Source organism: Streptomyces sp. NPDC057002, from assembly GCF_042673825.1.
Lineage (GTDB): Bacteria > Actinomycetota > Actinomycetes > Streptomycetales > Streptomycetaceae > Streptomyces.
This window is the reverse complement of the sequence record NZ_JBHURZ010000006.1, coordinates 25,693-48,941: the sequence shown is the minus strand read 5'-3', so window position 1 is coordinate 48,941 and position 23,249 is coordinate 25,693. Positions and strand designations below refer to the sequence as shown.

Below are 23,249 nucleotides of genomic sequence, written 5' to 3'. Positions count from 1 at the left end.
CATAGCGAGATCCAACGGTTTTGTGTTCTGTGAGACCCAATGACTCAATGACCCAATGGGGGAAAAATGTTTCGCAAGCTGCGCATGCGCCATCTCGCCACTGTGGCAATCGCCATTCCCACCGCAATGATATTCGCTTCCGGTAGTGCGCAAGCCGCCGGAAACACGACCCTTGTCTATACAGCCGATGGGGGCAGCATTATGGGAGGAAAGGCGATCCTGTTTGGCAAAGCAAGCCCGGAAAGACTTCAGGCCTGCGATACAGAGACGGACGGCCACAGCGTCTACGCCCTAGTGACGTGGAACGATAACGGTCCTCACGGTGCGGAAATCGTAGACTCCGATGGATCGTCAGATTTCTGCGATAACAAGCCCGGGAACATAAAGGCGGTCAACATACCGGAGGGAACTGGGGTCCGAGTTACGGCGTGCCTTTATGAGTCGGCATCCAAGCAAAAGTGGGCCTGCAACACCAAGACAGGCGAGGCGTGATCAGAAGCCTATCCGCCGGCGCTAACTCAGACCCGTCCAACTGAAGCACATATTCGCCACTGAAACGGAAAAGGAACGGCTATGGCTAAATCGTTCACCCGGATTGCAGTTGCCGGCGCATCCCTCGCCTTGGTCTACGCTGGATCTACGCCGGCCTGGGCTGCGGATGTGTCAGTTCAGTGGGAAAATAAGGTGATATCCCTTTCTGCTGGGCGAGGCGACATGGCCTTCCACGACGATGGTGACGTTTTCGAGGTCTGTGACACCAAAGCGGATGGCGCGGGTGTCACTGGCTCTGTGTACGAGAGGGACCCCGTAACGCTGAATGTCAAGAAGGTCCGGTCCGTCAGTGATGGTGGAGACGCTGGCTGCGGCAAGATCAGCGACTACGACGTCGGCAGATGGCAGGTTTACATGCTCCTTGACAGCCATGCTGCTGGTGTACCCTCCGTAAAATCAGGGTGGTTCACCGAGTAAGCCACAGCGTCAAGGCTCTCTTCAGCGGTCGGCCGCCAGTGGAATGATCCGCGAGGGTGCGGATCCGATACGGCGGGGCCGGCCGTGGGGACTGTCCCTGGAAGACCGGGGGTTGCTGGTCGCGGCGTACTGGCGCACCAACCTCACCCTGCGCCAACTCGCCCCGCTGTTCGGCATCTCGAAGTCAGCGGCCGACCGGATCGTCGATCACCTCGGACCAGCTCTCGCCCTCCAGCCCCGGCGACGGTTCCGCAAGAACACCGTGCTCATCGTGGACGGCACGCTGGTCCCTACCCGCGACCGAACCGTGGCCGCCTCCAGCAAGAACTACCGCTACTCCACCAACCACCAGGTCGTCATCGACGCCGACACCCGCCTCGTCGTCGCCGTCGGCAAGCCGCTGCCCGGCAACCGCAGCGACTGCCAGGCCTCCGGAGCCAAGGCCACGCCTCCCACCGCACGGTCCGCGCTCGCACCGATCATGCCTTCGCCCGCCTGCCGTTTGGCGGGTTGGGACTCGGCAACTGTTCCGCAGCATACGGGGCAGGGGGAGATGTGACTGAAGACCCAGAGCGTCGACAGAGGTCCGAACGGGCATCGGCCATCGGATGTGTGATGGGGTTCGCAATCCTGGTGGCAGCGGTCGCATGGACGATGATCTTTGGTCGCTAGCGTGTGTTCGGTGAACTCGCTTTAATCGAGGGCGCTTTGAGCGCGAGTCCGGTCATGGCAACTCAGGCTGAAGCCACTGCCGCCTAAGGGATGACCCGGCAAATCCGCCAGCTGTTGATCAGTGACACCAGCCCGGACGGACCGCTATTCGGGCCACAGGAATCCGAGCATGCCTGACGAGTCGATGTCCCCAGCCGTCACGGTCATGGAACCCACCGTTGCCGCCGCTGTCTGATGGAGCGGGTCGACCATGACTTCCGGAAGCGCGATCACATCGCCGGCGGTCCCCTTCTCCATCGACTCCGCTGGCATCAGACACAGCGCAGGCATGTGCAGCCAGTCCCCAGGTGTGTGAGCGACGTTGTCGACGAGGCGGTGGATGGCTTGCCGCCCTTGCGCCAGTGCGACTACCGCGCTGGTGTCGAGAATGATCACGCTGCCTTGGCCCGCGGGGTGTGCATCTTCTCAGCGGCCATGGCATACACATTGGCCAGGACGTTCGGCCCTTGGTCGAAAGGCTGCTCCCCTGGACCGGCGACGACGGCAAGGCCTGCTACCTCTCCACCGACGACCCCCACAGCCACCTCTCGCAGCTCGCCGATGACGTCGAGGCCGCTCAACTCGCCTCCGCCGAGCAGGTGCTCGGCACCCGATAAAGCAGGACAAGCCCGCCCGCCAGCTGTCAATGTCCTGTCGTACCCACCAGTACCGCAAACACCCGCACCCGTTCTGACATCTTCACTGCCGTCACAGAACGACAAGCAGGAGTGAGCGACCCCCATGCGTCTCATTCGTAAGTCAACTCTCAAGAAATGCGGCCTTGTTGCCGCTTCCACCGCCCTCGCGATGACCGGTCTGCTGGCCGGCGCGGGGACCGCCTCCGCCGGGCCCGCCGGGGCGACCAACATCCGGGGTGTCGACCCCGGTGACACCGACCGGATGATCGAGCGGCTGTGCGGTCAGGAGACGAGCCTGACGGGCGTCTACGGCGCCCTCAACGTCGACACCGGCGAGTTCAAGACCCAGGACGAGTATCTGCGGGACGTCTTCGGGCTGTGGAAGCCCGCCGGGCCGTGGGAGCTGTTCCGCGGCTGGTGCGGGTACGCCGAGGCCTCGACCTGGTCCATCAAGGGCGACACCGTCCGCACGTCCCGGTGGATCGGCAACAAGGGCTCCGCCGATGACAAGGAGACCTTCGTCAGCAGCTACAGCACCAAGACGTTCGCGAAGAAGAGCGTCGGCGGCACCATCAGCCTCTCCCTCGCCAAGAGCATCTTCAGCGGGAGCGTGGGCGGCAGCGCCGGCTACGAGTGGGGCTGGGAGAAGGAGTCCAAGTTCGAGACCCGGAGCGAGAAGAGCATTCCGCCGTGCCGGCAGGTCGCCGTGACCTGGACGCCGTACCAGCGCGTGGTGCGCGTCAACCCCGTCTTCCACCTCGAGGACTACCAGTGGGACAAGGGGGATGGGGACCGGACCGTGCACAGCTGGCGTGACCGGGGGTACCAGACCATCTACTCGCACGGGTATTACATCGACGGCATCTCCGACAAGCTGCTCCCCAGCGGGCAGCCCGACGGCCGTGAGGACAAGGTCGAGGAGAAGCTCGACCCCACGTCCTGCACCAGCTGACGACTCGGCAGAACCCGGCAACCTTTCCGTGCGGGGCGGCGACCCATCTCCGGATCATCCCCCCGCACGGAACGGATTCGCCGAATGACTGAGCAGCCGCGCAGCAACCCCCCGCTCCGGCCCCGGCACCGGCGCCGCAGAAGCCACACGGCCCTGGCCGTCACGGTCCCCCTGGCCCTGACCGCCGCCGGCACCCTCGCCTACGGCACCGACCTCGGCGTCCTCGGCGGCACCGGCCGGCAGGCCTCCGCCGCCGCCCCGGCCTGGGCCGCCGACACCGCCGACGGCTTCGCGTCCGTCAACTCCCTCGGGCAGAACGGGACGTACGGCGGGCGGGACGGCAAGACCGTCACCGTGAAGACGCAGGCCGAGCTGGAGAAGTACGCCACCGCCGCCGAGCCGTACGTGATCGTCGTCGCCGGGACCATCGCCATGAACCCGGTCGGCAAAGAGATCAAGGTGCGGTCCGACAAGACCATCGTGGGCCAGGGCACCTCCGGGCACATCGTCGGCGGTGGGTTCTTCCTCGGGTCCGGCGTGCACAACGTGATCATCCGGAACCTGACCATCCGGGACGCGTACCAGGGTGTGTGGAACGACAAGGACCATGACTTCGACGCCATCCAGATGGACGGTGCTCATCACGTCTGGATCGATCACAACGATCTGCGGCACATGGCCGACGGGCTCATCGACGTCCGCAAGGACTCGACGAACGTCACCGTCTCCTGGAACAAGCTGAGCGACAACAACAAGACCTTCGGCATCGGCTGGACCGAGAACGTCAAGACCGACATCACGATCCACCACAACTGGATCCGCGAGACCGAGCAGCGCAACCCCTCCACCGACAACGCCGCCCACGCCCACCTCTACAACAACTTCCTCGAGGACGCCGCGGGCACCGACATCAAGTCGTCGTACGGCAACTACTCGCGCGGCGCGACGAAGATGGTCCTGGAGAACTCCTACTTCCAGGGCATCAAGAACCCCGTCATCAAGGACAGCGGCGCCGCGATCGTGCAGCGGGGGAGCGTCTTCTCCGGGACCAGTGGAAGGAACGAGAGCGGCGGGAGCGCCTTCGATCCGAAGGCCTATTACCCGTACAGCCTCGACCAGGCCGCCGACATCCCCTCCATCCTCCGGTCCGGTGTTGGGCCCCGTTCCTCCATCGGTACGACAGCCGCCGCCTCCACCAAGGCCGCCGCCGCTACCACCCTCACCGTCGCCGCCGACGGCAGCGGTCAGTACCGGACCGTACAGGCCGCCGTGAACGCCGTACCGGCGAACAACCCCGCCCGCGTGGTCATCGCCGTGAAGCCGGGGACGTACCGGGAACTCGTCAAGGTGCCGTCCAACAAGCCGCACGTCACCATCCAGGGCACCGGCGGCAGCCGCAAGGACACGACCATCGTCTACAACAACGCGGCCGGCACGCCCAAGCCGGGCGGCGGTACGTACGGCACCGGCGGCAGCGCCACCGTCGCCGTCGAGGCCGACGACTTCCAGGCCCGGAACCTGACCATCTCCAACGACTTCGACGAGAAGGCCAACCAGAGCCTCAGCGGGCATCAGGCCGTCGCCCTGCGGACCGCCGCCGACAAGGTGTTCCTGGACGGGATCATCGTCAGCGGCGACCAGGACACGCTGCTCGTCGACACGGCCGCCAAGGACCGGCTCGGGCGCGTCTACGTCGGCAATTCCTACATCGTCGGCAACGTCGACTTCATCTTCGGGCGGGCCACGGCAGTCGTCGACAAGTCCGTCATCACGCTGAAGAAGCGCTGGGACGGGACCTCGGCCGGTTACGTCACGGCTCCCAGCACGGCCGCCGACCGCAAGGGCATCCTGATCGCCAACTCCACGGTGAACGGCGATGTGTCGAACGGCAGCTTCTTCCTCGGCCGGCCCTGGCACGCGGGCGGGGACGCCTCGCTCGATCCGCAGACCACCGTCCGCAACACCAGCCTCAGTGCCGCCGTGAAGTCCACGCCGTGGACCGACATGAGCGGCTTCTCGTGGAAGGACGACCGGTTCGCCGAGTACAAGAACTCCGGTGCGGGGGCGGGCGGTGCGAGCAGCAACCGGCCGCATCTGAGCGATGCGCAGGCCGCCGGCCAGGAGGTCGCGGACTGGCTCGCGGGCTGGACGCCTTCGGCGTCCTGACGGCTCCCTTCCGGGTCCGGCTGACAAGCGGCGCCGGACCCGGAAGGGTCACCATGCCGATCCATTGAAGGATCCTTACTGCTACTGCTACTCCTACTGCTTCCAGGCGTAGTGCAGCCGGTCCAGGCCGCTCTGGTTGTTCACCGTCAGGCTGAGGTTCGTGCCCGTGCCCTGGAGCGTGGTGAGGGAGTAGGTGTCACCGTTGCGCAGGCCGGGCCAGTAGACCGAGCCCAGGCCCAGCTCCCGGATGGTGTCGGTCGCGGCCTGTATGTACGCGATCTCGTTGGAGGTGCCCACCGGGCCGTTGTAGTCCAGGCCGGTGGTCATGGAAGCGCCGAACTCGTCGAGGATCGTGCGCGAGGCGCAGTCCCCGATGCGCGACTTGAAGTCCGCCTTCCACTGGTCGACGCTGGTCCAGTCGGTGTGCCAGAAGCCGTAGTTGTGCAGGGCCAGGCGGGTGCCCTTGAGGCGCGGGTCGGCGCAGACCGGCTTGACGTCCTCGCTGTACTTGTAGCCGCCGATCAGGATCCGGTCACGGGGCACGTTGCGGTGGGTGTTCACCCACGTCGCGGCGACGTCGGTCCACTCCTGGGCGGTGTAGCCGAACGGCTCGTTCATCGGCTCGAAGTACACCTTGGAGTTGCGGGCGTAGGCGGAGGTGATCCGCGCCCACATCTGGTTCCAGGTGGCCTGGTCGTCGATCTTGCCGTCCTTGGCGTTGTCGGCCTCCCAGTAGCCCAGGATGACCTTGAACCCCTTGGCGGTGGCGGCGTCGATCGCACCCCGGTACGACTTCCAGAAGGGGCCGTTGACCGAGGTCGGGTTCACCGGGAGCCGGACCGTGTTGGCGCCCAGCTTGGAGAACCCGCCGATGATCGCCTTGGACTTGGCGTAGGTGGTGGCGTAGCTGTCGGTGGTGGACAGGCCCGAGGGCACGACCGCGTCGTCGGCGTAGTTGTCGCGCGGGTCGGCCCAGTTGACGCCCTTGAAGTCGCTGACGGGCGGCGGTGTGGCGGGACGGGAGGCTGGCGAGGCGGCAGCGGGGGAAGCGAGCGCTCCGCCGAATGCCGTGACGCAGGCCAGCAGCGCCCCCACGCAAGCTGTCCCGCGATGGTTCTTTTGAGACACGACATCCCCTTCTGAGCATGTGCGAAGGTGAGCAGCCCGCAGTCGGACCGCTCAGTGGAGCACGAAACTAGAAGGAGACTCGAACAGAGGTCAACACATCTGCACACAAAGTTTCACCCAGGGATCGGCTTCGGGCCCCAGGCTTCGGACTTCAGGTGTCAGGAGGACTTCTCCCCGTCCGAGGACGACGAGGACATGTCCTCCAGGTTCTTGCGCGCCTTGTCCGAAAGCTGCTTCTTCCCGGCCAGCACCTCCCGGTAGTACTGCGCGCCCTTCTCCTTGGCCATCGGGAAGTCCTCGTCGAACTCCTCCGCCTCGTGATAGGGGTCGCCCTGCTTGGTCAGGGCACTGCGCATGGCCTTGCCGGCCCCCGGGAACCTGCGCTCCTCGGACTCCGTCATGATCCCGTAGAGCATGGCGGCGGCCCGCTTCTGCGTGGCGCTCATGCCGGCGACGGCGTCCTCGTCCAGCGCCTCACCGCGCGCGGCGGCCGCGACCATGGGCTCGTGCTCGGCGTCCAGCGCCTGGACCAGCTCGTTGTACGTGGTTCCGAGGTCCTCGCTCCCCGGGTGCTGGGCCTTCTTGTTCGACGTGATGTACGGGCCGGCCCCTCGCCCCTTGTTCACCGTGTACGGACCGAAGGGGCTCTGCCCGGGTCCGTAGGTGGGCGCCGCCTGACCGCGCTTCTCCGCCCGCTCGTTGGCCCTGCGCAACCGGCTCAGCCCGTCCATGGGCTTCTCCTCGGCCGGGCCTTCGCCGTTGCCGCCCTGAGGCATGCGCTGAACCGCGACAAAGGCCGCGTTTCCGGCGGTGCGCTGGAGGGACATCGCCGCGTCCGGTGTCAGCTGCCCGCCGGCTGCCAGCCGGGCCGCCTGGGCGCCGTCCTCATGCGGCCGGAGCAGCGGCCGGTGGGGGTGTCCGGCCCGCGCGTCCGCCTCGGATTCCGGGGACCTACCGTGCCTGTGCATCCGCATCATCCTCGCCTCGGTCCGGTACACCGTCATTCTCGGAGGTACGCAAGGTACGGGCAGCGACCGCGCGGACAGACTTTCGGGCACGATCCCCTGCTCGGAAGGGGCCCCGGCGCCGTCAGCCGCCCACCGACAGCCCCGAGCCCGACAGCCGCACCCGGATGCCGTCCTCCTCGACCCGTACGTCCTCCAGCCGCACGTCCCCCTGCTCCGGCTTGGGCAGTTCGAACGCCAGGGCGAGACGGTCGGCCAGGACCGGGCGGGTCAGGCCCGACAGCTCGCCGAGCAGGTCGGGGTCGAGGCCCAGGCGCTTGAGCACCTCGGGGTTGTTCAGGGCCAGGTCGATGAGGTTGAGGCGTTCGGCTTGGCGGGCGAAGCGCGGGGAGCCGGTCAGCTCGGCGAGCTTGCCGTCGTCGGCCAGGGCCTCGTTCACGGTCGCCTCGGGCACGCCCATGCGCTGCACGATGGCCGGGACCGACAGCAGCGCCTTGGCCTTCTGGGTCTCCCGGGCCAGGTCGGCGGAGGCCTTGGGCGTCAGATGCAGTCCCTCCGAGGCCCGCTTGCCGGGGCGGTAGGTGGCGAGGTCGCCGATGTCCAGGCGCATGCCGCCGATCTCCGTGGCGATGCCCCGCTCTCCCTGCCGCTGGATCCGGGCCTCGGCCCGCAGCTTCAGGTTGTGCCCGGCGACCGGCAGGGTGCCGCGCGCCCGCACCCGGTCCCGGCCCTCGCCGGTGAACGTCACCTGGGAGGCGCCGAGTTCGCGGTTGAGGTCCGCGAAGGACAGCATGACGTCCCCGTCGAACCGGGGTACGTCGGCGCCGCGCACTGAGGTCAGGCCGTCGGCGTTCAGCCGTACGTCGTGGGCCGTGGCCGACACCTTCGCCAGGGAGACCCGGTCGGCGGCGACGTCCGGGACGGTCACCTTCACCGACTCCAGCCGCTTGTCGGCGAGTTGGGTGAGGAAGGGGAAGCCGCCGATCTCCACCTCGGGCGCGGCGGCCAGGTCCAGGCGGTCCTTGAGGGTGTCCGCGGCCCGGTGCTCGGCGTACAGCACCGCCCAGCGGTCGCCGAGGGCGGCGAAGGAGGCGAGAACGACCAGGCCCACCACCGCCTTCACCGCGAGCGGCAGCCCGGCGAAACGATTCTTTCGACGTCGGCCGCCGCGGCGGTGGTCGGGCGGCGACCACTCCGGCTCCGGCTCGTCCCGCTGCTCGGCGTCCTCGCCGAGGAAGTCCTGCAGAGGGGTCGCCTCCAGAGGCCCGTCGTCGAGTGCGCCGAGTTCGTCGTAGGGGTTGTGGGGCTGTTCGGAGCGGTCGTCGGGATGATGCGTGTCTATGCGGTGGGGGGTGCGCATCGTCTCATCCGACCATGCGCACCGCCCCACCACGCAACCTGAACCCCACCTATGCGATTTACTTCACGATGGTGATGCGGTCCGCCTTCGGCGGCGCGATCGGGTTCGACGCCGAGGAGTTGGCCGTCAGGTACTGCTCCAGAGCGGCCAGGTCGTCGAGGCCGACGACGTCGTTCGTGCCCTGACCCAGCGTCGGGAAACCGTCCCCGCCGCCCGCGAGGAAGCTGTTCGTCGCGACACGGTAGGTGGCAGCCGGGTCGATGGCCTTGCCGTCCAGCTTGACCGAGTCGGCGACCACCCGGTCGGCACCGGACTTGGTGAGGTCCAGCGTGTAGGTCAGGCCCGACGACACCTGGAGAACCTTCGGCGCCGCCGCGTTCGGGCCGGTCACCTGCTCCTTGAGGATCTGGATCAGCTGGGCGCCCGTGAAGTCCTGGAGGTTCACGGTGTTGGCGAACGGCTGGACCGTGAAGCCCTCCGCGTAGGTCACGACACCGTCGCCCTCACCGGCCTTAGCCGCGTACGTCAGAGGCGCGCGGATACCACCGGGGTTCATCAGGGCCAGGTCGGTCTCCGGGTCGAGCTGCTTGCCGTAGGCGAGCTGGGCGTCGGCGATCAGGTCGCCGAGCGGGGACTCGCTGCCGGTGTTGCCGATGTCGCCGGAGATGTAGCCGATCGGCTTGTTGCCGATGGGCGCGGCCAGCGTGTTCCACTTGCTGATCAGCTGCGTCATGTCGGGCGCCTTGGGGACGTCCCGGGTGACCACGCGGTTCGCCGACTTCACGGCCGTACGGGCGATGTCGCCGGTCTTGCGGTCGTAGGTCAGCGTGGTGTCGGTGTAGAGGCGGCCGAAGGACGCGGCCGAGGTGACCATGCGGGGCTTGCCCGACGGGTCGTCGATCGAGCACACGTAAGCGTTGTGGGTGTGGCCGGTGACCAGCGCGTCCACCTGCGGCGTGACGTTCTTGGCGATGTCGACGATCGGCCCGGAGACGCCGTCGCCGGCGCCCGGGGAGTCACAGTCGTAGTTGTACGACGTCGACGCCGGGAAGCCGCCCTCGTGGATGAGGGCGACGATCGACTTCACGCCCTGCTTCCGCAGCACCTTGGCGTACTTGTTGATCGTCTCGACCTCGTCCTTGAAGGAGAGGCCCTTGACGCCCTCGGCGGAGACGATGTCCGGGGTGCCCTCCAGGGTCACTCCGATGAAGCCGACCTTGACGTCCTTCTTCTTCCACACCCAGTAGGGCTTGAGGATCGGCTTCTTCGTCTTCTCGTCGAGGACGTTGGCGGCCAGGTAGGGGAAGTCGGCGCCCTTGAACTTCTTGTCCGTGTAGCAGCCGTCCTTCGGGTGGCAGCCGCCGTTCTGCAGGCGGGCCAGCTCCTTGGCGCCCTCGTCGAACTCGTGGTTGCCGACGGACGTGACGTCGAGGTCGAGCTTGTTCAGCGCCTCGATGGTCGGCTCGTCGTGGAAGAGCCCGGAGATCAGCGGGGAGGCGCCGACCATGTCGCCGCCGGCGGCGGTGACGGAGTACTTCTCGCCCTTGCGGGCCTCCCGCAGATGCGTGGCCAGGTACTCGACGCCACCCGCGTCGATGGTCTTCGTCGTACCGTCGGCCTGCTGCTCGGTGACCCGCCCGGAGGAACCGGCGGGCGGCTCCAGGTTGCCGTGCAGGTCGTTGAACGACAGCAGCTGGACATCCTGGTAGCGGCCGGGCCAGTGACCGCCCTTGCGTTGGTCCTCGCCGGCGCTCGCCGACCCCGGCAGCCCCGCGGCGGCCAGCGCGCCGACGGTGACGACACCGGCGGCGATTGCGACGAAACGGTTCGTACGACGTCTACGGCGCTCCTGGTGCACCGATGCCGGTGAAGTGGCTGGCATACGCCCCCCTGTGGGTCTGCTGCTGGTTGTTCGGACAGTGATGTAGTCCGGGCGCAGCCTAGAGTCAACGCGCGTAGCGCGACAGGTGTTTCGTGGTTACATCTGCGTTGCTTCTTTGCCGCCGTTTTCCCGGTGGGGCGCCGTACCCTCGTACGCATGACCAGCGACGACACCGTACGGCCCGGACGCCCCCGCTCGATCGAGACCCTTGCCGCGCTCTCCCCCGAGCAGACCGAGGCCGTGCTCGGGCTGCTCGCCGAGGCCGCCCGTACCGACGGGCAGCAGGCGGTGTCCGAACAGGGCCGGTTGCAGTTGCGCGGCGGCGAGCGGGAGGGCGTGGCCCATCTGCTGCTCACCGTCGACGGCGAACTCGTCGGCTATGCCCAGTTGGAGGACACCGACCCGGTGGAGCCGCCGGCCGCCGAGCTGGTCGTCCACCCCGGGCATCGCGGGCACGGGCACGGGCGGGCGCTCGGGTCCGCCCTGCTGGCCGCGTCGGGCAAGCGGCTGCGGGTGTGGGCGCACGGCGGCCACTCCGCCGCCCGGCATCTCGCGCAGGTCCTCGGCCTGACCTTGTTCCGTGAACTGCGCCAGATGCGGCGCCCGTTGGCCGACTTCGACGCGCCCTACCCGAGGCTCCCCGAGGGCGTCAGCGTCCGCGCCTTCGTCCCCGGTCAGGACGACGCGGCCTGGCTCGCCGTGAACGCCGCCGCCTTCGCCCACCACCCCGAGCAGGGCTCCCTCACCCAGCGGGACCTCGACGACCGCAAGTCCGAGCCGTGGTTCGATCCGGCCGGTTTCTTCCTCGCCTTCCGCGGCGACGAACTCGTCGGCTTCCACTGGACCAAGGTCCACGCCGAGGAGGGCCTCGGCGAGGTCTACGTCCTCGGTGTCGGCCCCGGTGCCCAGGGCGGCGGCCTCGGCAAGTCCCTGACCACGATCGGCCTGCGGCATCTGGCGCGGCACGGCCTGCCGACGGCGATGCTCTACGTCGACGCCGACAACAAGGCGGCCGTGACGGTGTACGAGCGGCTGGGCTTCGAGACGCACGAGGTGGATCTGATGTACCGGACGGAGACCTGAGCCGGGCTCGGGCTCAAGGCCGCTGCGCCCACGACGGACGCCAGGTCTCCCCCTCGGTCGGGCGTGGGCGCGTCGCCAGCAGATGGTCGCGGAGGGCGGCGAGGCCGGGATGCGCGTTGTCCGTGTGCCACAGGAGGGAGTGCGGATAGACCGGCATCGGGTCGCGCACGGGCACGAGGCGCAGGTCATGGCCGGTCGGCCAGACGAGCGGGGTGCGTTCGCTGAGGAACGTCGCCAGGGTCGGGGAGCCCGCGATGGTGTCGAGGAGGGCCTCGATGCCGAAGTTGGGGCCGATGGTGTCGATGGTCGGGCCGAAGGTCGCGGCGAGTTCGTCGTAGTACGCCGCCCACTCCGTGCCGGGCTCGTTGCCCGGCATCCAGATCCGGTGCCCGGCCAGTTGCGCGGGTGTCACCGAGGCGGCCCGGGCGAACTCGTGGTCGGGCCCGACGCACAGCCGTAGCGGCTCGTCGAGGACCGGGACGGCTTCGACGCCCTCGGGGAGTCGGCGCCCGGGCATGGTGACGGCCCGGAACGTGGCGTCGAGGGCCCCGTCCCGCACCGCGGTCAGCGCCGTGTCCGCGCCGAACAGCGTGACCACGTCCAAGGCGATCTCCGGATGCGCCAGGTGGAAGTCCCGTACCAGTCCGGCCGTGGCGACCCGGCGCCCCACGACGTCCACCCGTAGCGCACGATCCCCGGGGCTCACCGCGGCCACCGCCCGCTCCTCGGCCCGGAGCAGGGCCCGGGCGTGCGACAGGAGCGCCTGCCCGTCGATGGTGAGCTCCGCTCCCCGGGCCGTGCGCACCAGCAGCCGCACCCCGAGGTCCTTTTCCAGCGCGGCGATCCGCTTGGAGACGGCCTGCTGGGTGAGGGCCAGATCGACGGCGGCCTTCTGGAACTGCCCGGAGTCGGCGATCGCCACGAAGGCTCGTACGGCTTTGAGGTCCACGCCGACAGCCTAGATGTACAACTTGCGGTTGTCCCGGTGGGCGGGTCCGTTGTTTGATCCGGCGCCACAGCACCCGTTTTCATGCGGAGATGCCGAACTCCTTCGTTCATCTGCACAACCTTACGGAGTACTCGATGCTCGAGGTGCGCAGAAGCTGAGGCCTATGTTCGCCGAAGTGGCATTGTTCGGAGCCCATGAGTTCGCGCAGACCGCGAAGGGCTTCGGGACGGTCAAGCCCGTCATCGGCAGCGAGGCGTATGTGGCGCCCTCCTCCCGGTTCTCGCGCGTTCCCGGCCGGGAAGCCGCGGATGGACCGTGAGCTGATCGCCGAGCGGCCGGACGGCATCATCGCCACCACGGGCTGTCCCTCCAGGGAGGTCCAGACGCGGCTGCGGCTCGGGAAGTACGATCACCCCCGCCCCAGCGACACCGGCCACGCCCACCGCCGCAACGGCTCCCTCACCCCCAGCACCCCCACCAGCACGGCCCCGGCCAACACCACCACCCACCGGTCATGCGCCGCCGCCCACCGCTCGTCCTGCACCGGCACGAGAAGCGCCCACCGCTCGGGCCAGAACAGCAGAACCAGCACCGCCGAGGTCAGCAGGCCGGCCGCGAGGCGCGCCCCGGGCCGTGCGATGTCGCTGCGGCGCACCGCGATCACCGCGGCGGTCACCGCCAGGGCGAAGGCCGACCCGGCCTCCAGCGTGATGTCGGCGACCGGCGGCCGTATGTCCTCCGGCACCAGCAGCAGCGCCACCGTCCACCAGGCCGCCACGACCGGGAGGACGAGTGCGGCCCGCAGTCCGATGCGGACCGGGCGCGGGGTAGGCAGCGTGGACGTGGTGTGCCGGGCCGGGTCGTCCAGCAGGAACACCAGGCCCATCGCGAAGGCCAGGATCGCCGCCCGGAGCAGAGGCAGCGTCAGCCACTCCCCCGCCTCGCGGGTGGTCCGGGTCAGCGCTGCCATCAGCAGCCCCGCCGCACCGGCCGCCCCCACCAGACCCAGCGGCAGGGTCCGGCAGACGGCGACGACCAACTCCCCGCTCAGTCGGAGCACTTGTCCTCCTCCTCGGGTGCGGCCACGCCCAGCAGTTCAGCGGCCCGGGCCGCCGTCAGCTTCGGAGCGGTCAGTTCGGCCCAGTGGGACTTCACCCTCGCCGTGACCTCGCCCCGGGGCCGCGCCAGCAGCTCCCGCAGTACCTCCGTCTGGGCCGCGTTCATGGACAGCCCGTTCGTCGGCTGGAGCACGAGGGCCGAGCCGGTGTCGCTGTCGTCGAGGCGGACGCGCCGCAGCGCGGCCATCGGGTCGGACTCCCAGCCCAGGGCCAGCCACATCATGGTGACGATGCGGCCGTCGCACATCGAGGTCGAGGCCTTCTCGTTCCCCGCGACCAGCACCCCGGCGACGGCGGCCGAGAACTCGGGGACGCGGTTGCCGCCCCACTCGGTGCCCACCGTCACCTCGTGCGGACGCTCCAGCGGCGTCAGCGCACTGTCGCTGGTGATGTCGTAACGGGCCTCGATCTGCTGCCGTACGACGATCTTCTGGTCCTGCGCGCCGCCCCCGGCCAGGGACCGCACCCGGTCCACCACTGCGGCCCAGTCCCCGACCCGCGGCCCCCATTCGGGGAACACGCAGTACGTCGACCCGTCCCGCCGGACGCAGGACTGCACCTGCTCAGGGTGGGCCGAGGCCCGTTCGCGGGCCCGCAGCAGCTCGGGCGAATCGCCGCCCGCCTGGGCCACCCCGCCCACCAGCGTCATGGCCAGCGCCCCGGCGACACCGGCCACCAGCACCGGCTTGCGGCCACCGGCGGCCAGCACCGCCACCAGACCCACGCACAGCGCCAGCCCGGCCAGGTACAGGGCGTGCCAGGCGGCGGGCCGGCCCAGCAGGTCGGACGGCAGGGTGTTGGGGGTCGCATCGACGACCACCGGCAGCAGCCACCGGCTCCCGCCGTAGCTCATGCCCGAGAAGAAGAGGAACAGGAACAGGAGGAACACGACCAGCAGCGGCGCCGCGAGAGCGGACCGCACCAGCCCTGCCATGAGCAGCCCGATCATCCCGAACAACAGCACGGTCAGCGGTCCCACGAGCAGTTCGCCCACCGACCCGTGCCCGATCGCCCCGGGCCTGAGCGCCTCCCGGCCGAACTGCGCGGCCACGCACCCGGCGGTGATCAGGGCCGCGGCGACGACCGACAGCGCATGGGCGACCGTACGCCGCCACGGCGGGAGGACCAGCACCGTGAAGTGCGGCTCCGTCCCGTGCCGCCGGGAGCGCAGCGCGGCACGGTTGACGGCGAGCAGGACCGCGAGGCCGACGAGCATCGGCGCGCCCTGGGTGGCGCGGTCGGCGTCCTGGAGGGCCGGATAGCCGCCCCAGTCCTTCCCGGAGCGCCACACGGTCCAGCCGGCGTACACGAGGAAGGCGACGATCACCGGCAGCCTCGTCAGCAGCAGGCGCGTCTCGAACACGGTCAGGGCGACCACGGCGGACCACGACGCACCCGGTTCGGCCCGCTCATTGGACTCGACCGGCTTTTCCATCACCGCGGTCATGCCGCCACCTCCGCACCGTCACCGTCGAGGGTGAGCAGGTAACCGTCCTCGAGGGTGGGTTCGAGAAGCTCGGCCCCGTCCGGCGGATCCCCGACATTCCGGAAGGTCCCGGTCCCGGTGCGCCATCCCGCCTTCGCGCCCGGGTCCCGCTCCGTGCTGCTCCACACCCGTCCCGCGGCCCGCGCGGTCAGCTCGGCCGGAGTGCCCTCGAACCGCACCCTGCCACCGGCCATGACCAGCACACGGTGACAGAGCATCGCCACGTCCTCCGTCTGGTGGGTGGACAGCAGGACCGTGCGCCCCTCCCCGGCTCCGGCGATCAACTCCCGGAACCGCATGCGCTGTTCGGGGTCGAGCCCGACGGTGGGCTCGTCGAGGACCAGGAACCCCGGATCGCCGACCAGGGCGGCCCCGAGGGCGACCCGCTGCCGCATCCCGCCGGACAGCTTCCGGATCCGCTTCCCGCGTACGTCGGCGAGTCCCACCTCGTCCAGGACCCGCCGCACCTCCCGGTGCCGGGCGGACCGGCCGGTCATCTCCTTCAGGATCGCCACGTAGTCGACGAACTCGAAGGCCGTGAAGTCCGGGTGGAACCCCGGGGTCTGCGGCAGATAACCCAGCCGGCGCCGCACCTCCTGCCGGCCCCGCGCGGTGCCCGGGTCATGCCCGAGCACGGTGAAGGCGCCCTGGTCGGCGGGCAGGGCCGTGGCGAGGACCCGCAGCAGCGTGGTCTTGCCTGCGCCGTTGGGCCCGAGGAGCCCGGTGACGCCGGCGGACAGCCGCAGCGACACGTCGTCGAGGGCGCGGGTTCCTCCGTAGCGGAGGCTGAGCCCGGAGGCGGACACGGTCGGGGTCATGCGGCACGTCCCTGAAAGAGGTCGAATCGGTCACGGAGCAGAAAGAGCAGCCCGGCGGCGAGCGCGGCGACCACCGCCGCCACGCCCTGCCCGGCCGCGGTGAACGGTGCGAGCGGCCCCTCGGACCCCTCCCGCAGGCGGTCGGCCAGCAACAGCAGCCCGACCCAGGCCCCGCCGACCAGCGACGGCGCGAGCACCGGCCCCAGCCGGGGTGTCAGCGCGAGCCCCGTCGCGGTGAGCGCCAGCGCGGGCAGCAGCCAGGCCAGCGCACGCAGGCCGTACGCGGGCAGCGCGAGGGTCGCCAGCCCGTTCAGCCCCAGCACCACGCCCAGCACGGCCACCGTCCGGATCATCAGCAGCCGGAACCCGTGCATCGGCGCGACGACGGCCATCTCGTACGTCGGATCCAGCGCGGGCCCGTACGCCAATGCCACCCCGGCCAGCGGCAGCAGCGGCGCGAGGGCGAGGAACAGCGTGAGGGACTCTCCGCCCCGCACGAGGTGCCCCGCCGCCACGCTCAGCATCAGCACCGCGACGACGGCTCCCAGCCAGGACCGCCGCAGCACGGGCGCCGCCGCCAGCAGCCGCGCGATGTGCCCGGGCACCCCGAGCCGCACGAGCAGCGACTCCAGCACCCCTGTCCGGGGCGCGTCCAGCTCGGCGTCGAGCCGCTCCCACCCCACGTCGAGGGCGACCGGGTCACTGACCTCGCCCAGCACCTCCCGGCACCGGGCACAGGCCTCCAGGTGCGCATCGGCGGACCACAGAGCCGGCGCCGCCAACTCCCCCCGCGCATAGGCGCGCAGGTCCTCTTCCGGCACGTGCCAACTCATGCCAACGCCTCCCGCAACTGCTTGCGGGCCCGCATCGCCCGCGTCTTGACCGTCCCCGGCGGAATGCCGAGCAGTACGGCCGCCTCCCGGGTCGTGAGCCCGTCGATGACCGTCGCCTGCAGCACCGCCCGCAACTCCGGCGACAGCCGGACGAGGGCCCCGGCGAGGTCCCCGTGCTCCACCCCCGCGAGCACGCGCTCCTCCGCCGACGCCTCGTCCCGGTGCCGCAGCCGCGCCAGGGCCTGGCGCAACCGCCCCCGTGCCCCGTCACCGCGCAGCGCGTCCACCAGCCGTCGCGACCCGATGCGCCACAGCCACCCGGCCACGTCCGCGGAGCGGCCCTCCTCCCGGTAGCGGGCCTTGCCCCGCCACACCGCGAGGAACGTCTCCTGTACGACGTCGTCGACGACCCCTTGATCGGCGCACCGCCCCCGCAACCGGGCCCGGAGCCACGGCGCGTACCGCCGGTACAGCTCCTCGAAGGCACGCCGGTCGGCATCCGCGGCGATGGCCCGCAGCAGCTCCCCGTCGCTTCTCGTTTCGCTCACATCTCCTCATCGGACCGGCCGGTGCGAACGGTTCACGAAAGCACGCACGACTTTTCCGGCCCCCCTCCGCACTCACCCCCGGCCGCACTCGCCCCCGCCGCACTCGCCCCCCACGCACCGGCCGGGCTACGGTGGCCCCGGTCCCGGCCCGGCCCCGGCCCCAGCCCCGGCCGTCCCCCGTCTGGCCCCTTCCGTACGCGGGAGACACTCCGGTCACCCCGGGACACCCCAGGACACCAGGGACCATCCACAGCCTGTGGGCAAACTCCGGACCCCCGCGAGCCGCCCCCCGCTATCCCGCACGTCATGTCTCCGTAACCATCGATTCAGACGAGCTTGCGACAGTCGGCCAATGAATCCCGCCGTGCCAGAGCCTTCGCCACCCCGAGAGGGGCCTGCGGGGAACGGGAACACTCATGTGACGCCCCCGCTCCCTCCCGCGCTGTCCGACGCGCCCGTGATGCTCGCGGCGCGGAAGAATGGGTCCATGAGCCAGCCGAACACCCAGGCACAGGTCCAGCACGCGCAGCCCTCCGTGGGCTCCATCGCGGCCCACCGCCCGCACACCATCGCGGCGGCCGTCTCCGACCTCGAACCCGACATCGATGCCGACCTCGACGCATACGAGGAGTCGCAGGTCGACGGCGTCCAGCTGCCGCAGGGCCGGTTCCTCGACCGGGAACGCAGCTGGCTCGCGTTCAACGAGCGCGTCCTCGAACTCGCCGAGGACCCGAACACCCCCCTGCTGGAGCGGGCCAACTTCCTCGCGATCTTCGCCAGCAACCTGGACGAGTTCTTCATGGTCCGGGTGGCCGGTCTGAAGCGCCGTATCGCCACCGGCGTGGCCACCCGCTCCGCCTCCGGCCTCCAGCCCCGCGAGGTACTGGAGATGATCTGGGCCCGCTCCCGCGAGCTCATGGCCCGGCACGCCGCCTGCTACCACGAGGACGTCGCCCCCGCCCTCGCTGAGGAGGGCGTCCACCTGGTCCGCTGGAACGAGCTGCAGGAGAAGGAGCAGGCCCGCCTGTTCACCCTGTTCCGGCACCAGATCTTCCCCGTGCTGACCCCGCTGGCGGTCGACCCGGCGCACCCCTTCCCGTACATCTCCGGCCTGTCCCTGAACCTGGCCGTCGTCGTACGGAACCCGGTCACGGGCCACAAGCACTTCGCCCGTGTGAAGGTGCCGCCGCTGCTGTCGAGGTTCCTGGAGAGCTCCCCGGGCCGCTACGTCCCCATCGAGGACGTCATCGCCGCCCACCTGGAGGAGCTGTTCCCGGGCATGGAGGTCCTGGAGCACCATGCCTTCCGCCTGACCAGGAACGAGGACCTGGAGGTCGAGGAGGACGACGCGGAGAACCTGCTCCAGGCCCTGGAGAAGGAGCTCATGCGGCGCCGCTTCGGGCCCCCGGTGCGCCTGGAGGTCGAGGAGTCCATCGACCGCGAGGTCCTGGACCTGCTGGTGCGCGAGCTGAAGATCAGCGAGGCCGAGGTGTACCCGCTGCCGGGCCCCCTGGACCTCACGGGCCTGTTCCGGATCGCCTCCCTGGACCGGCCGGAGCTGAAGTACCGGAAGTTCGTCGCCGGCACGCACCGCGACCTCGCCGAGGTCGAGTCGGCGTCCGCGCCGGACATCTTCGCCGCGCTCCGGGAGCGGGACGTCCTGCTGCACCACCCGTACGACTCGTTCTCCACCTCCGTGCAGGCCTTCCTGGAGCAGGCGGCCGGCGACCCGGACGTCCTCGCGATCAAGCAGACCCTGTACCGGACATCGGGCGACTCCCCCATAGTCGACGCCCTCATCGAGGCCGCCGAGTCCGGCAAGCAGGTCCTGGTCCTGGTCGAGATCAAGGCCCGCTTCGACGAGCACGCCAACATCAAGTGGGCGCGCAAGCTGGAGGAGTCCGGCTGTCACGTGGTCTACGGCCTGGTCGGCCTGAAGACCCACTGCAAGCTGTCGCTGGTGGTCCGCCAGGAGGGCGACACGCTCCGCCGCTACAGCCACGTCGGCACCGGCAACTACCACCCGAAGACGGCCCGCCTCTACGAGGACCTCGGTCTGCTCACGGCCGACCCCCAGGTCGGCGCGGACCTCTCGGACCTCTTCAACCGTCTCTCCGGCTACTCCCGCCGCGAGACCTACCGCCGTCTCCTGGTCGCCCCCAAGTCGCTGCGCGACGGCCTGATCGCGCGGATCACCAAGGAGATACAGCACCACCGCGCGGGACGCCCCGCGCACGTCCGTATCAAGGTCAACTCGATGGTCGACGAGGCCGTCATCGACGCCTGCTACCGCGCGGCCCAGGCGGGCGTGCCGGTGGACGTGTGGGTGCGCGGCATCTGCGCGCTGCGCCCGGGCGTGGCGGGCCTGTCGGAGAACATCCGGGTCCGCTCGATCCTCGGCCGCTTCCTGGAGCACTCCCGGGTGTTCGGCTTCGGCAACGGCGGCGAGCCCGAGGTGTGGATCGGCAGCGCCGACATGATGCACCGCAACCTCGACCGCCGGATAGAGGCCCTGGTCAGGGTCACCGACCCGGCCCACCGGGCAGCGCTGAACCGGCTGTTGGAGACCGGCATGTCCGACGGCACCGCCTCCTGGCACCTCGGCCCGGACGGCGACTGGACCCGGCATGCGACCGACGCGGACGGCCAGCCGCTGCGCAACGTCCAGGAGATGCTCATAGACGCGCGGAGGCGCCGGCGTGGCACAGCGACACCTTGACCCGACGGATCCCAGGTACGGGCACGCCGCCCCCGCCCCCACCGGGGACGCCCTCGCGGGCTATCTGCGGGCCCAGGCCACGGAGTTCCTCCGGGCGCTGCGTCTGCACCGTGAGACGGGGTCGGGCGCGGGCGGCTCGGAGGGGTCCGCCGACGCGGCGCGGGCACTGCGCCGCTCGGCCCGGCGTATCAGCTCCAGCCTGCACACGTTCCAGTCCCTCCTGGACACGGACTGGTGCGAGGGCATGCGCCCGGAACTGGCCTGGGTCTCGGGAACCCTGGCCATGGAACACGCGTACACCGCCCGCCTGGAGCGCCTGCTGAACGCGCTGCACCGCCTGTCGGGCTCCACGGCGTTCCCGGCCCAGGCGGCAGGCGCGGCGGCACCCGCCAAGGCCGGTGCCGCGGCCCACCCGGCCCCGGCTCCGGAGCGCGGCAACCTCACCGTGGGCGCGGCGAAAGCGGGCGCCCTTCTCGACCGCCAGCTCAACCTCGCCCGCACCCGGGCCCACTCCACGGCCCTGCAGGCCCTGGGAAGCAGCCGCTTCCACGCCATCGCGGACAAGGTCGCGGTCCTGGCCAGCGAGGTCCCCCTGACCAAGACCGCCGGCACCACCGACCTCCGCCCCCTCGCCCAGGCGGCCGAGGGCCGCCTCACGGACGCCGTGGCCGCCCTTCCCCTCATCACCGCGGGAAGCCCGTACAACGCCGCGGCCCTCATCCACGGTCTGTCCCCGGACACGGTCCCGCACCCGCAGGACGCCCCGTGGCACCAGGTCCGTCTGCTTCTGCGCCTGCACCGCTACGCCCGTGAGGCCCTGCGCGGCGAGCCCAACGGCAACGGCGTCGTCGACCTGCGCCTGCTCTCCGCCGGCCAGGCCCTGAACCGCCACCGCGACGCCTCGGAGGCGGCGGCAGCGGCGGCCCAGGCGGCCCGTACCCCCCGCATCGCCCCCGCGACGGCGTACGCCCTCGGTGTGCTCCACGCCGACCAGCGCCACGAGGTCGAGGCGGCCCGTTTCGCGTTCCAGCAGTCCTGGCAGAAGGAATCCGTCAGCACGTCATGACCGGCCACGCCACGAGGAGGCGGTCAGGTGAGCTCCCCCGACGACACCACGGTTCAGGCGGCCGGCTGCGTTCTGTGGCGCCGCTCCCCCGTCACGGGCGAGCTGGAGGTCTGCCTCGTCCACCGGCCGAAATACGACGACTGGTCATGGCCGAAGGGCAAGCTCAAGCGCGACGAGGAGGCACTCGCCGGTGCCCTGCGCGAGGTGGCGGAGGAGACGGGCTGCCGGGCCGTGCCGGGCACCGAGCTGCCCACCCAGCACTACTTCGCGAACGGCCGCCCCAAGCAGGTCCGCTACTGGGCGGCCGAGGCGGTATCCTGCGAGTTTTCCCCGACGGACGAGGTGGACCGGGTCCTGTGGCTGACCCCCGCCGCCGCCCGGGCCCGACTCACGCAGCCCCACGACCGCCCCTACGTCGACGCGCTGCTGTCCTTGGCCGGTGCATGAAGCGGAACCCGCACGTGCTCTCCCCGTAAGCGTTCCGTGACCTAACCACACCTTCGGCAGGGGTTCACCCCTCGTTCATTTATGGCCATAGGCGGCTTCACCTGATCTGCCTAATTTCAGCCTTACCCGACGCGAACCGCGCCAGCCGCGTGTCAGCGTCGCGCGTCACCCGGACTCTCCGCACGCCGCCGATTCAGGACGGCGGCCTCTGGAAGGAATTCAAGTGAAGCTTCAGCGCATGAACCGGCGGGCCCTCGCTCTCGGTGCTCTCGCCGTCTCCGGCGCCCTGGCCCTCACGGCGTGCGGCTCCGACGACACGAGCACCGGCAGCGGCGGCTCGTCCGCGGCCGCCAAGCCCGGCAGCATCAAGTGTGACGACGCCAAGGGCCAGCTGCTGGCCGACGGCTCCTCGGCGCAGAAGAACGCGATCGACGCCTGGGTCAAGCAGTTCGCCGTCGCCTGCCAGGGCGTGCAGATCAACTACAAGGGCGGCGGCTCCGGCGCCGGCGTCACCGCGTTCACCCAGGGCCGCGTCGCCTTCGCCGGCTCCGACTCGGCGCTGAAGCCCGAAGAGGTCACGGCCTCCAAGAAGGTCTGCTCCGGCGGCCAGGGCATCAACCTTCCGATGGTCGGCGGCCCGATCGCGGTCGGTTACAACGTCAACGGCGTGGACAACCTCGTCCTGGACGCCTCGACGCTGGCGAAGATCTTCAACAACGAGATCACCAACTGGAACGACCCGGCGATCAAGAAGCTGAACCCCGACGCGAAGCTTCCGGACCTCAAGATCCAGGCGTTCCACCGCTCGGACGACTCCGGCACCACGGACAACTTCACCAAGTACCTGATGGCCACCGCCAAGAAGGACTGGCCCTACGACGGCGGCAAGACCTGGCAGGCCAAGGGCGGCCAGTCCGCCTCCGGCTCCTCCGGTCTCGCCCAGCAGGTGAAGCAGACCAACGGCGCCATCAGCTACTTCGAGCTGTCGTACGCCAAGGACGGCATGAAGACCGTCGACCTCGACACGGGCGCCGCCCAGCCGGTCAAGGCCTCCGTGGAGAACGCCACCAAGGCCATCTCCGAGGCCAAGGTCGTCGGCACGGGCAAGGACCTCGCCCTGGAGCTGAACTACGGCACCAAGGCCGAGGGCGCGTACCCGATGGTCCTCGTCACGTACGAGATCGTCTGCGACAAGGGCAACAAGTCCGACACGCTGCCCGCCACCAAGGCGTTCCTGCGCTACATCGCCTCGGAGGAGGGCCAGAAGGTCCTCGCCGAGAACGACTACGCGCCGATCCCCGCCGACATCATCTCCCAGGTCCGCACCACCGTCGATGGCCTGAGCTGACCCGAGTGCGGCCCGGTCCCCTCCCAGGGACCGGGCCGCGCCGTCCGGTGCACCGCCGCCAGT

General features: G+C 69.9%; 21 protein-coding genes and 2 pseudogenes. 12 read left to right on the top strand and 11 right to left on the bottom strand.

The genetic code is table 11. From position 1 onward, the window contains the following. The first annotated feature begins 66 nt into the window (after positions 1-66). The 3 genes and pseudogenes from ACFT32_RS28330 to ACFT32_RS28320 form a co-directional block, all read left to right on the top strand. Positions 67-492, top strand: a complete 426-nt coding sequence (locus ACFT32_RS28330; RefSeq protein WP_382494819.1) for a hypothetical protein — start codon at positions 67-69, stop codon at positions 490-492. An 81-nt stretch (positions 493-573) separates the two neighbouring features. Next, entirely contained in the window at positions 574-969 is a 396-nt protein-coding gene (locus ACFT32_RS28325) for a hypothetical protein (RefSeq protein ID WP_382494817.1), read from the top strand. A gap of 49 nt (positions 970-1,018) precedes the next feature. Continuing rightward, a pseudogene (locus ACFT32_RS28320) lies at positions 1,019-1,414 on the top strand (transposase family protein); the annotation flags it as partial. Between the two features lie 371 nt (positions 1,415-1,785). On the opposite strand, the gene ACFT32_RS28315 reads toward ACFT32_RS28320, so the two are convergent. After that, positions 1,786-2,076, bottom strand: a complete 291-nt coding sequence (locus tag ACFT32_RS28315) for a hypothetical protein (RefSeq protein WP_382494814.1) — start codon at positions 2,074-2,076, stop codon at positions 1,786-1,788. 71 nt (positions 2,077-2,147) lie between these two features. On the opposite strand from ACFT32_RS28315, the gene ACFT32_RS28310 reads away from it, so the two are divergent. From ACFT32_RS28310 to ACFT32_RS28300, 3 genes are all read left to right on the top strand, one after another. Then, the gene (locus ACFT32_RS28310) at positions 2,148-2,297 is read left to right on the top strand and encodes a hypothetical protein (protein ID WP_382494812.1); all 150 of its coding nucleotides are present in this window, start codon (positions 2,148-2,150) and stop codon (positions 2,295-2,297) included. A 190-nt stretch (positions 2,298-2,487) separates the two neighbouring features. Continuing rightward, complete coding sequence (locus ACFT32_RS28305; protein ID WP_382494809.1) at positions 2,488-3,270, top strand: hypothetical protein; 783 nt, start codon at positions 2,488-2,490, stop codon at positions 3,268-3,270. A gap of 84 nt (positions 3,271-3,354) precedes the next feature. After that, positions 3,355-5,436 (top strand): pectinesterase family protein, encoded by a 2,082-nt coding sequence (locus ACFT32_RS28300; RefSeq protein WP_382494806.1) that lies wholly within the window; start codon positions 3,355-3,357, stop codon positions 5,434-5,436. 93 nt (positions 5,437-5,529) lie between these two features. Here ACFT32_RS28300 and ACFT32_RS28295 read toward each other — a convergent pair whose 3' ends face one another. From ACFT32_RS28295 to ACFT32_RS28280, 4 genes are all read right to left on the bottom strand, one after another. Beyond that, entirely contained in the window at positions 5,530-6,564 is a 1,035-nt protein-coding gene (locus tag ACFT32_RS28295; protein ID WP_382494803.1) for a glycoside hydrolase family 5 protein, read from the bottom strand. Positions 6,565-6,722: 158 nt separating this feature from the next. Continuing rightward, on the bottom strand, positions 6,723-7,532 hold the full coding sequence (locus ACFT32_RS28290) for a hypothetical protein (protein WP_382494801.1): 810 nt from the start codon (positions 7,530-7,532) through the stop codon (positions 6,723-6,725). Positions 7,533-7,653: 121 nt separating this feature from the next. Then, positions 7,654-8,889, bottom strand: a complete 1,236-nt coding sequence (locus tag ACFT32_RS28285; RefSeq protein ID WP_382494798.1) for a DUF2993 domain-containing protein — start codon at positions 8,887-8,889, stop codon at positions 7,654-7,656. Between the two features lie 58 nt (positions 8,890-8,947). Next, positions 8,948-10,771 carry a bifunctional metallophosphatase/5'-nucleotidase gene (locus ACFT32_RS28280; protein ID WP_382494796.1) on the bottom strand — a complete coding sequence of 608 codons (1,824 nt, stop codon included), beginning with the start codon at positions 10,769-10,771 and terminating at the stop codon, positions 8,948-8,950. A 156-nt stretch (positions 10,772-10,927) separates the two neighbouring features. Between ACFT32_RS28280 and mshD the strand changes: the two genes are divergently transcribed. Further along, entirely contained in the window at positions 10,928-11,854 is a 927-nt protein-coding gene (gene mshD / locus ACFT32_RS28275; RefSeq protein ID WP_382494795.1) for a mycothiol synthase, read from the top strand. A gap of 13 nt (positions 11,855-11,867) precedes the next feature. Here mshD and ACFT32_RS28270 read toward each other — a convergent pair whose 3' ends face one another. Then, the gene (locus tag ACFT32_RS28270; protein WP_382494793.1) at positions 11,868-12,803 is read right to left on the bottom strand and encodes a LysR family transcriptional regulator; all 936 of its coding nucleotides are present in this window, start codon (positions 12,801-12,803) and stop codon (positions 11,868-11,870) included. 89 nt (positions 12,804-12,892) lie between these two features. On the opposite strand from ACFT32_RS28270, the pseudogene ACFT32_RS28265 reads away from it, so the two are divergent. Then, a pseudogene (locus tag ACFT32_RS28265) lies at positions 12,893-13,222 on the top strand (hypothetical protein); the annotation flags it as partial. Here ACFT32_RS28265 and ACFT32_RS28260 read toward each other — a convergent pair. The 5 genes from ACFT32_RS28260 to ACFT32_RS28240 are packed head-to-tail and all read right to left on the bottom strand — an operon-like array spanning position 13,213 to position 17,606. Next, positions 13,213-13,863 (bottom strand): ABC transporter, encoded by a 651-nt coding sequence (locus ACFT32_RS28260; RefSeq protein WP_382494790.1) that lies wholly within the window; start codon positions 13,861-13,863, stop codon positions 13,213-13,215. The pseudogene ACFT32_RS28265 and the gene ACFT32_RS28260 sit on opposite strands and share 10 nt — an antisense overlap. Further along, positions 13,851-15,368 (bottom strand): ABC transporter permease, encoded by a 1,518-nt coding sequence (locus tag ACFT32_RS28255; RefSeq protein ID WP_382494788.1) that lies wholly within the window; start codon positions 15,366-15,368, stop codon positions 13,851-13,853. The genes ACFT32_RS28260 and ACFT32_RS28255 overlap by 13 nt, the downstream gene beginning before the upstream one ends. Next, positions 15,365-16,225 carry an ABC transporter ATP-binding protein gene (locus ACFT32_RS28250; protein ID WP_382494785.1) on the bottom strand — a complete coding sequence of 287 codons (861 nt, stop codon included), beginning with the start codon at positions 16,223-16,225 and terminating at the stop codon, positions 15,365-15,367. The genes ACFT32_RS28255 and ACFT32_RS28250 overlap by 4 nt, the downstream gene beginning before the upstream one ends. After that, positions 16,222-17,058: a zf-HC2 domain-containing protein gene (locus ACFT32_RS28245; RefSeq protein WP_382494782.1), complete on the bottom strand. Its 837-nt coding sequence runs from the start codon at positions 17,056-17,058 to the stop codon at positions 16,222-16,224. The genes ACFT32_RS28250 and ACFT32_RS28245 overlap by 4 nt, the downstream gene beginning before the upstream one ends. Further along, positions 17,055-17,606, bottom strand: coding sequence for an RNA polymerase sigma factor (locus ACFT32_RS28240; protein ID WP_382494778.1), 552 nt, complete (start codon positions 17,604-17,606; stop codon positions 17,055-17,057). Before ACFT32_RS28240 ends, ACFT32_RS28245 begins: the two co-directional genes overlap by 4 nt. 352 nt (positions 17,607-17,958) lie before the next feature. On the opposite strand from ACFT32_RS28240, the gene ACFT32_RS28235 reads away from it, so the two are divergent. The 4 genes from ACFT32_RS28235 (at position 17,959) to pstS (ending at position 23,186) form a co-directional block, all read left to right on the top strand. Then, positions 17,959-20,325, top strand: coding sequence for an RNA degradosome polyphosphate kinase (locus tag ACFT32_RS28235; RefSeq protein ID WP_382494775.1), 2,367 nt, complete (start codon positions 17,959-17,961; stop codon positions 20,323-20,325). Further along, entirely contained in the window at positions 20,306-21,391 is a 1,086-nt protein-coding gene (locus ACFT32_RS28230; protein ID WP_382494773.1) for a CHAD domain-containing protein, read from the top strand. Before ACFT32_RS28235 ends, ACFT32_RS28230 begins: the two co-directional genes overlap by 20 nt. Before the next feature lie 27 nt (positions 21,392-21,418). After that, positions 21,419-21,838: an NUDIX hydrolase gene (locus ACFT32_RS28225; protein WP_382494770.1), complete on the top strand. Its 420-nt coding sequence runs from the start codon at positions 21,419-21,421 to the stop codon at positions 21,836-21,838. Between the two features lie 223 nt (positions 21,839-22,061). Beyond that, positions 22,062-23,186, top strand: coding sequence for a phosphate ABC transporter substrate-binding protein PstS (pstS, locus tag ACFT32_RS28220; RefSeq protein WP_382494767.1), 1,125 nt, complete (start codon positions 22,062-22,064; stop codon positions 23,184-23,186). The last annotated feature ends 63 nt before the right edge of the window (positions 23,187-23,249 follow it).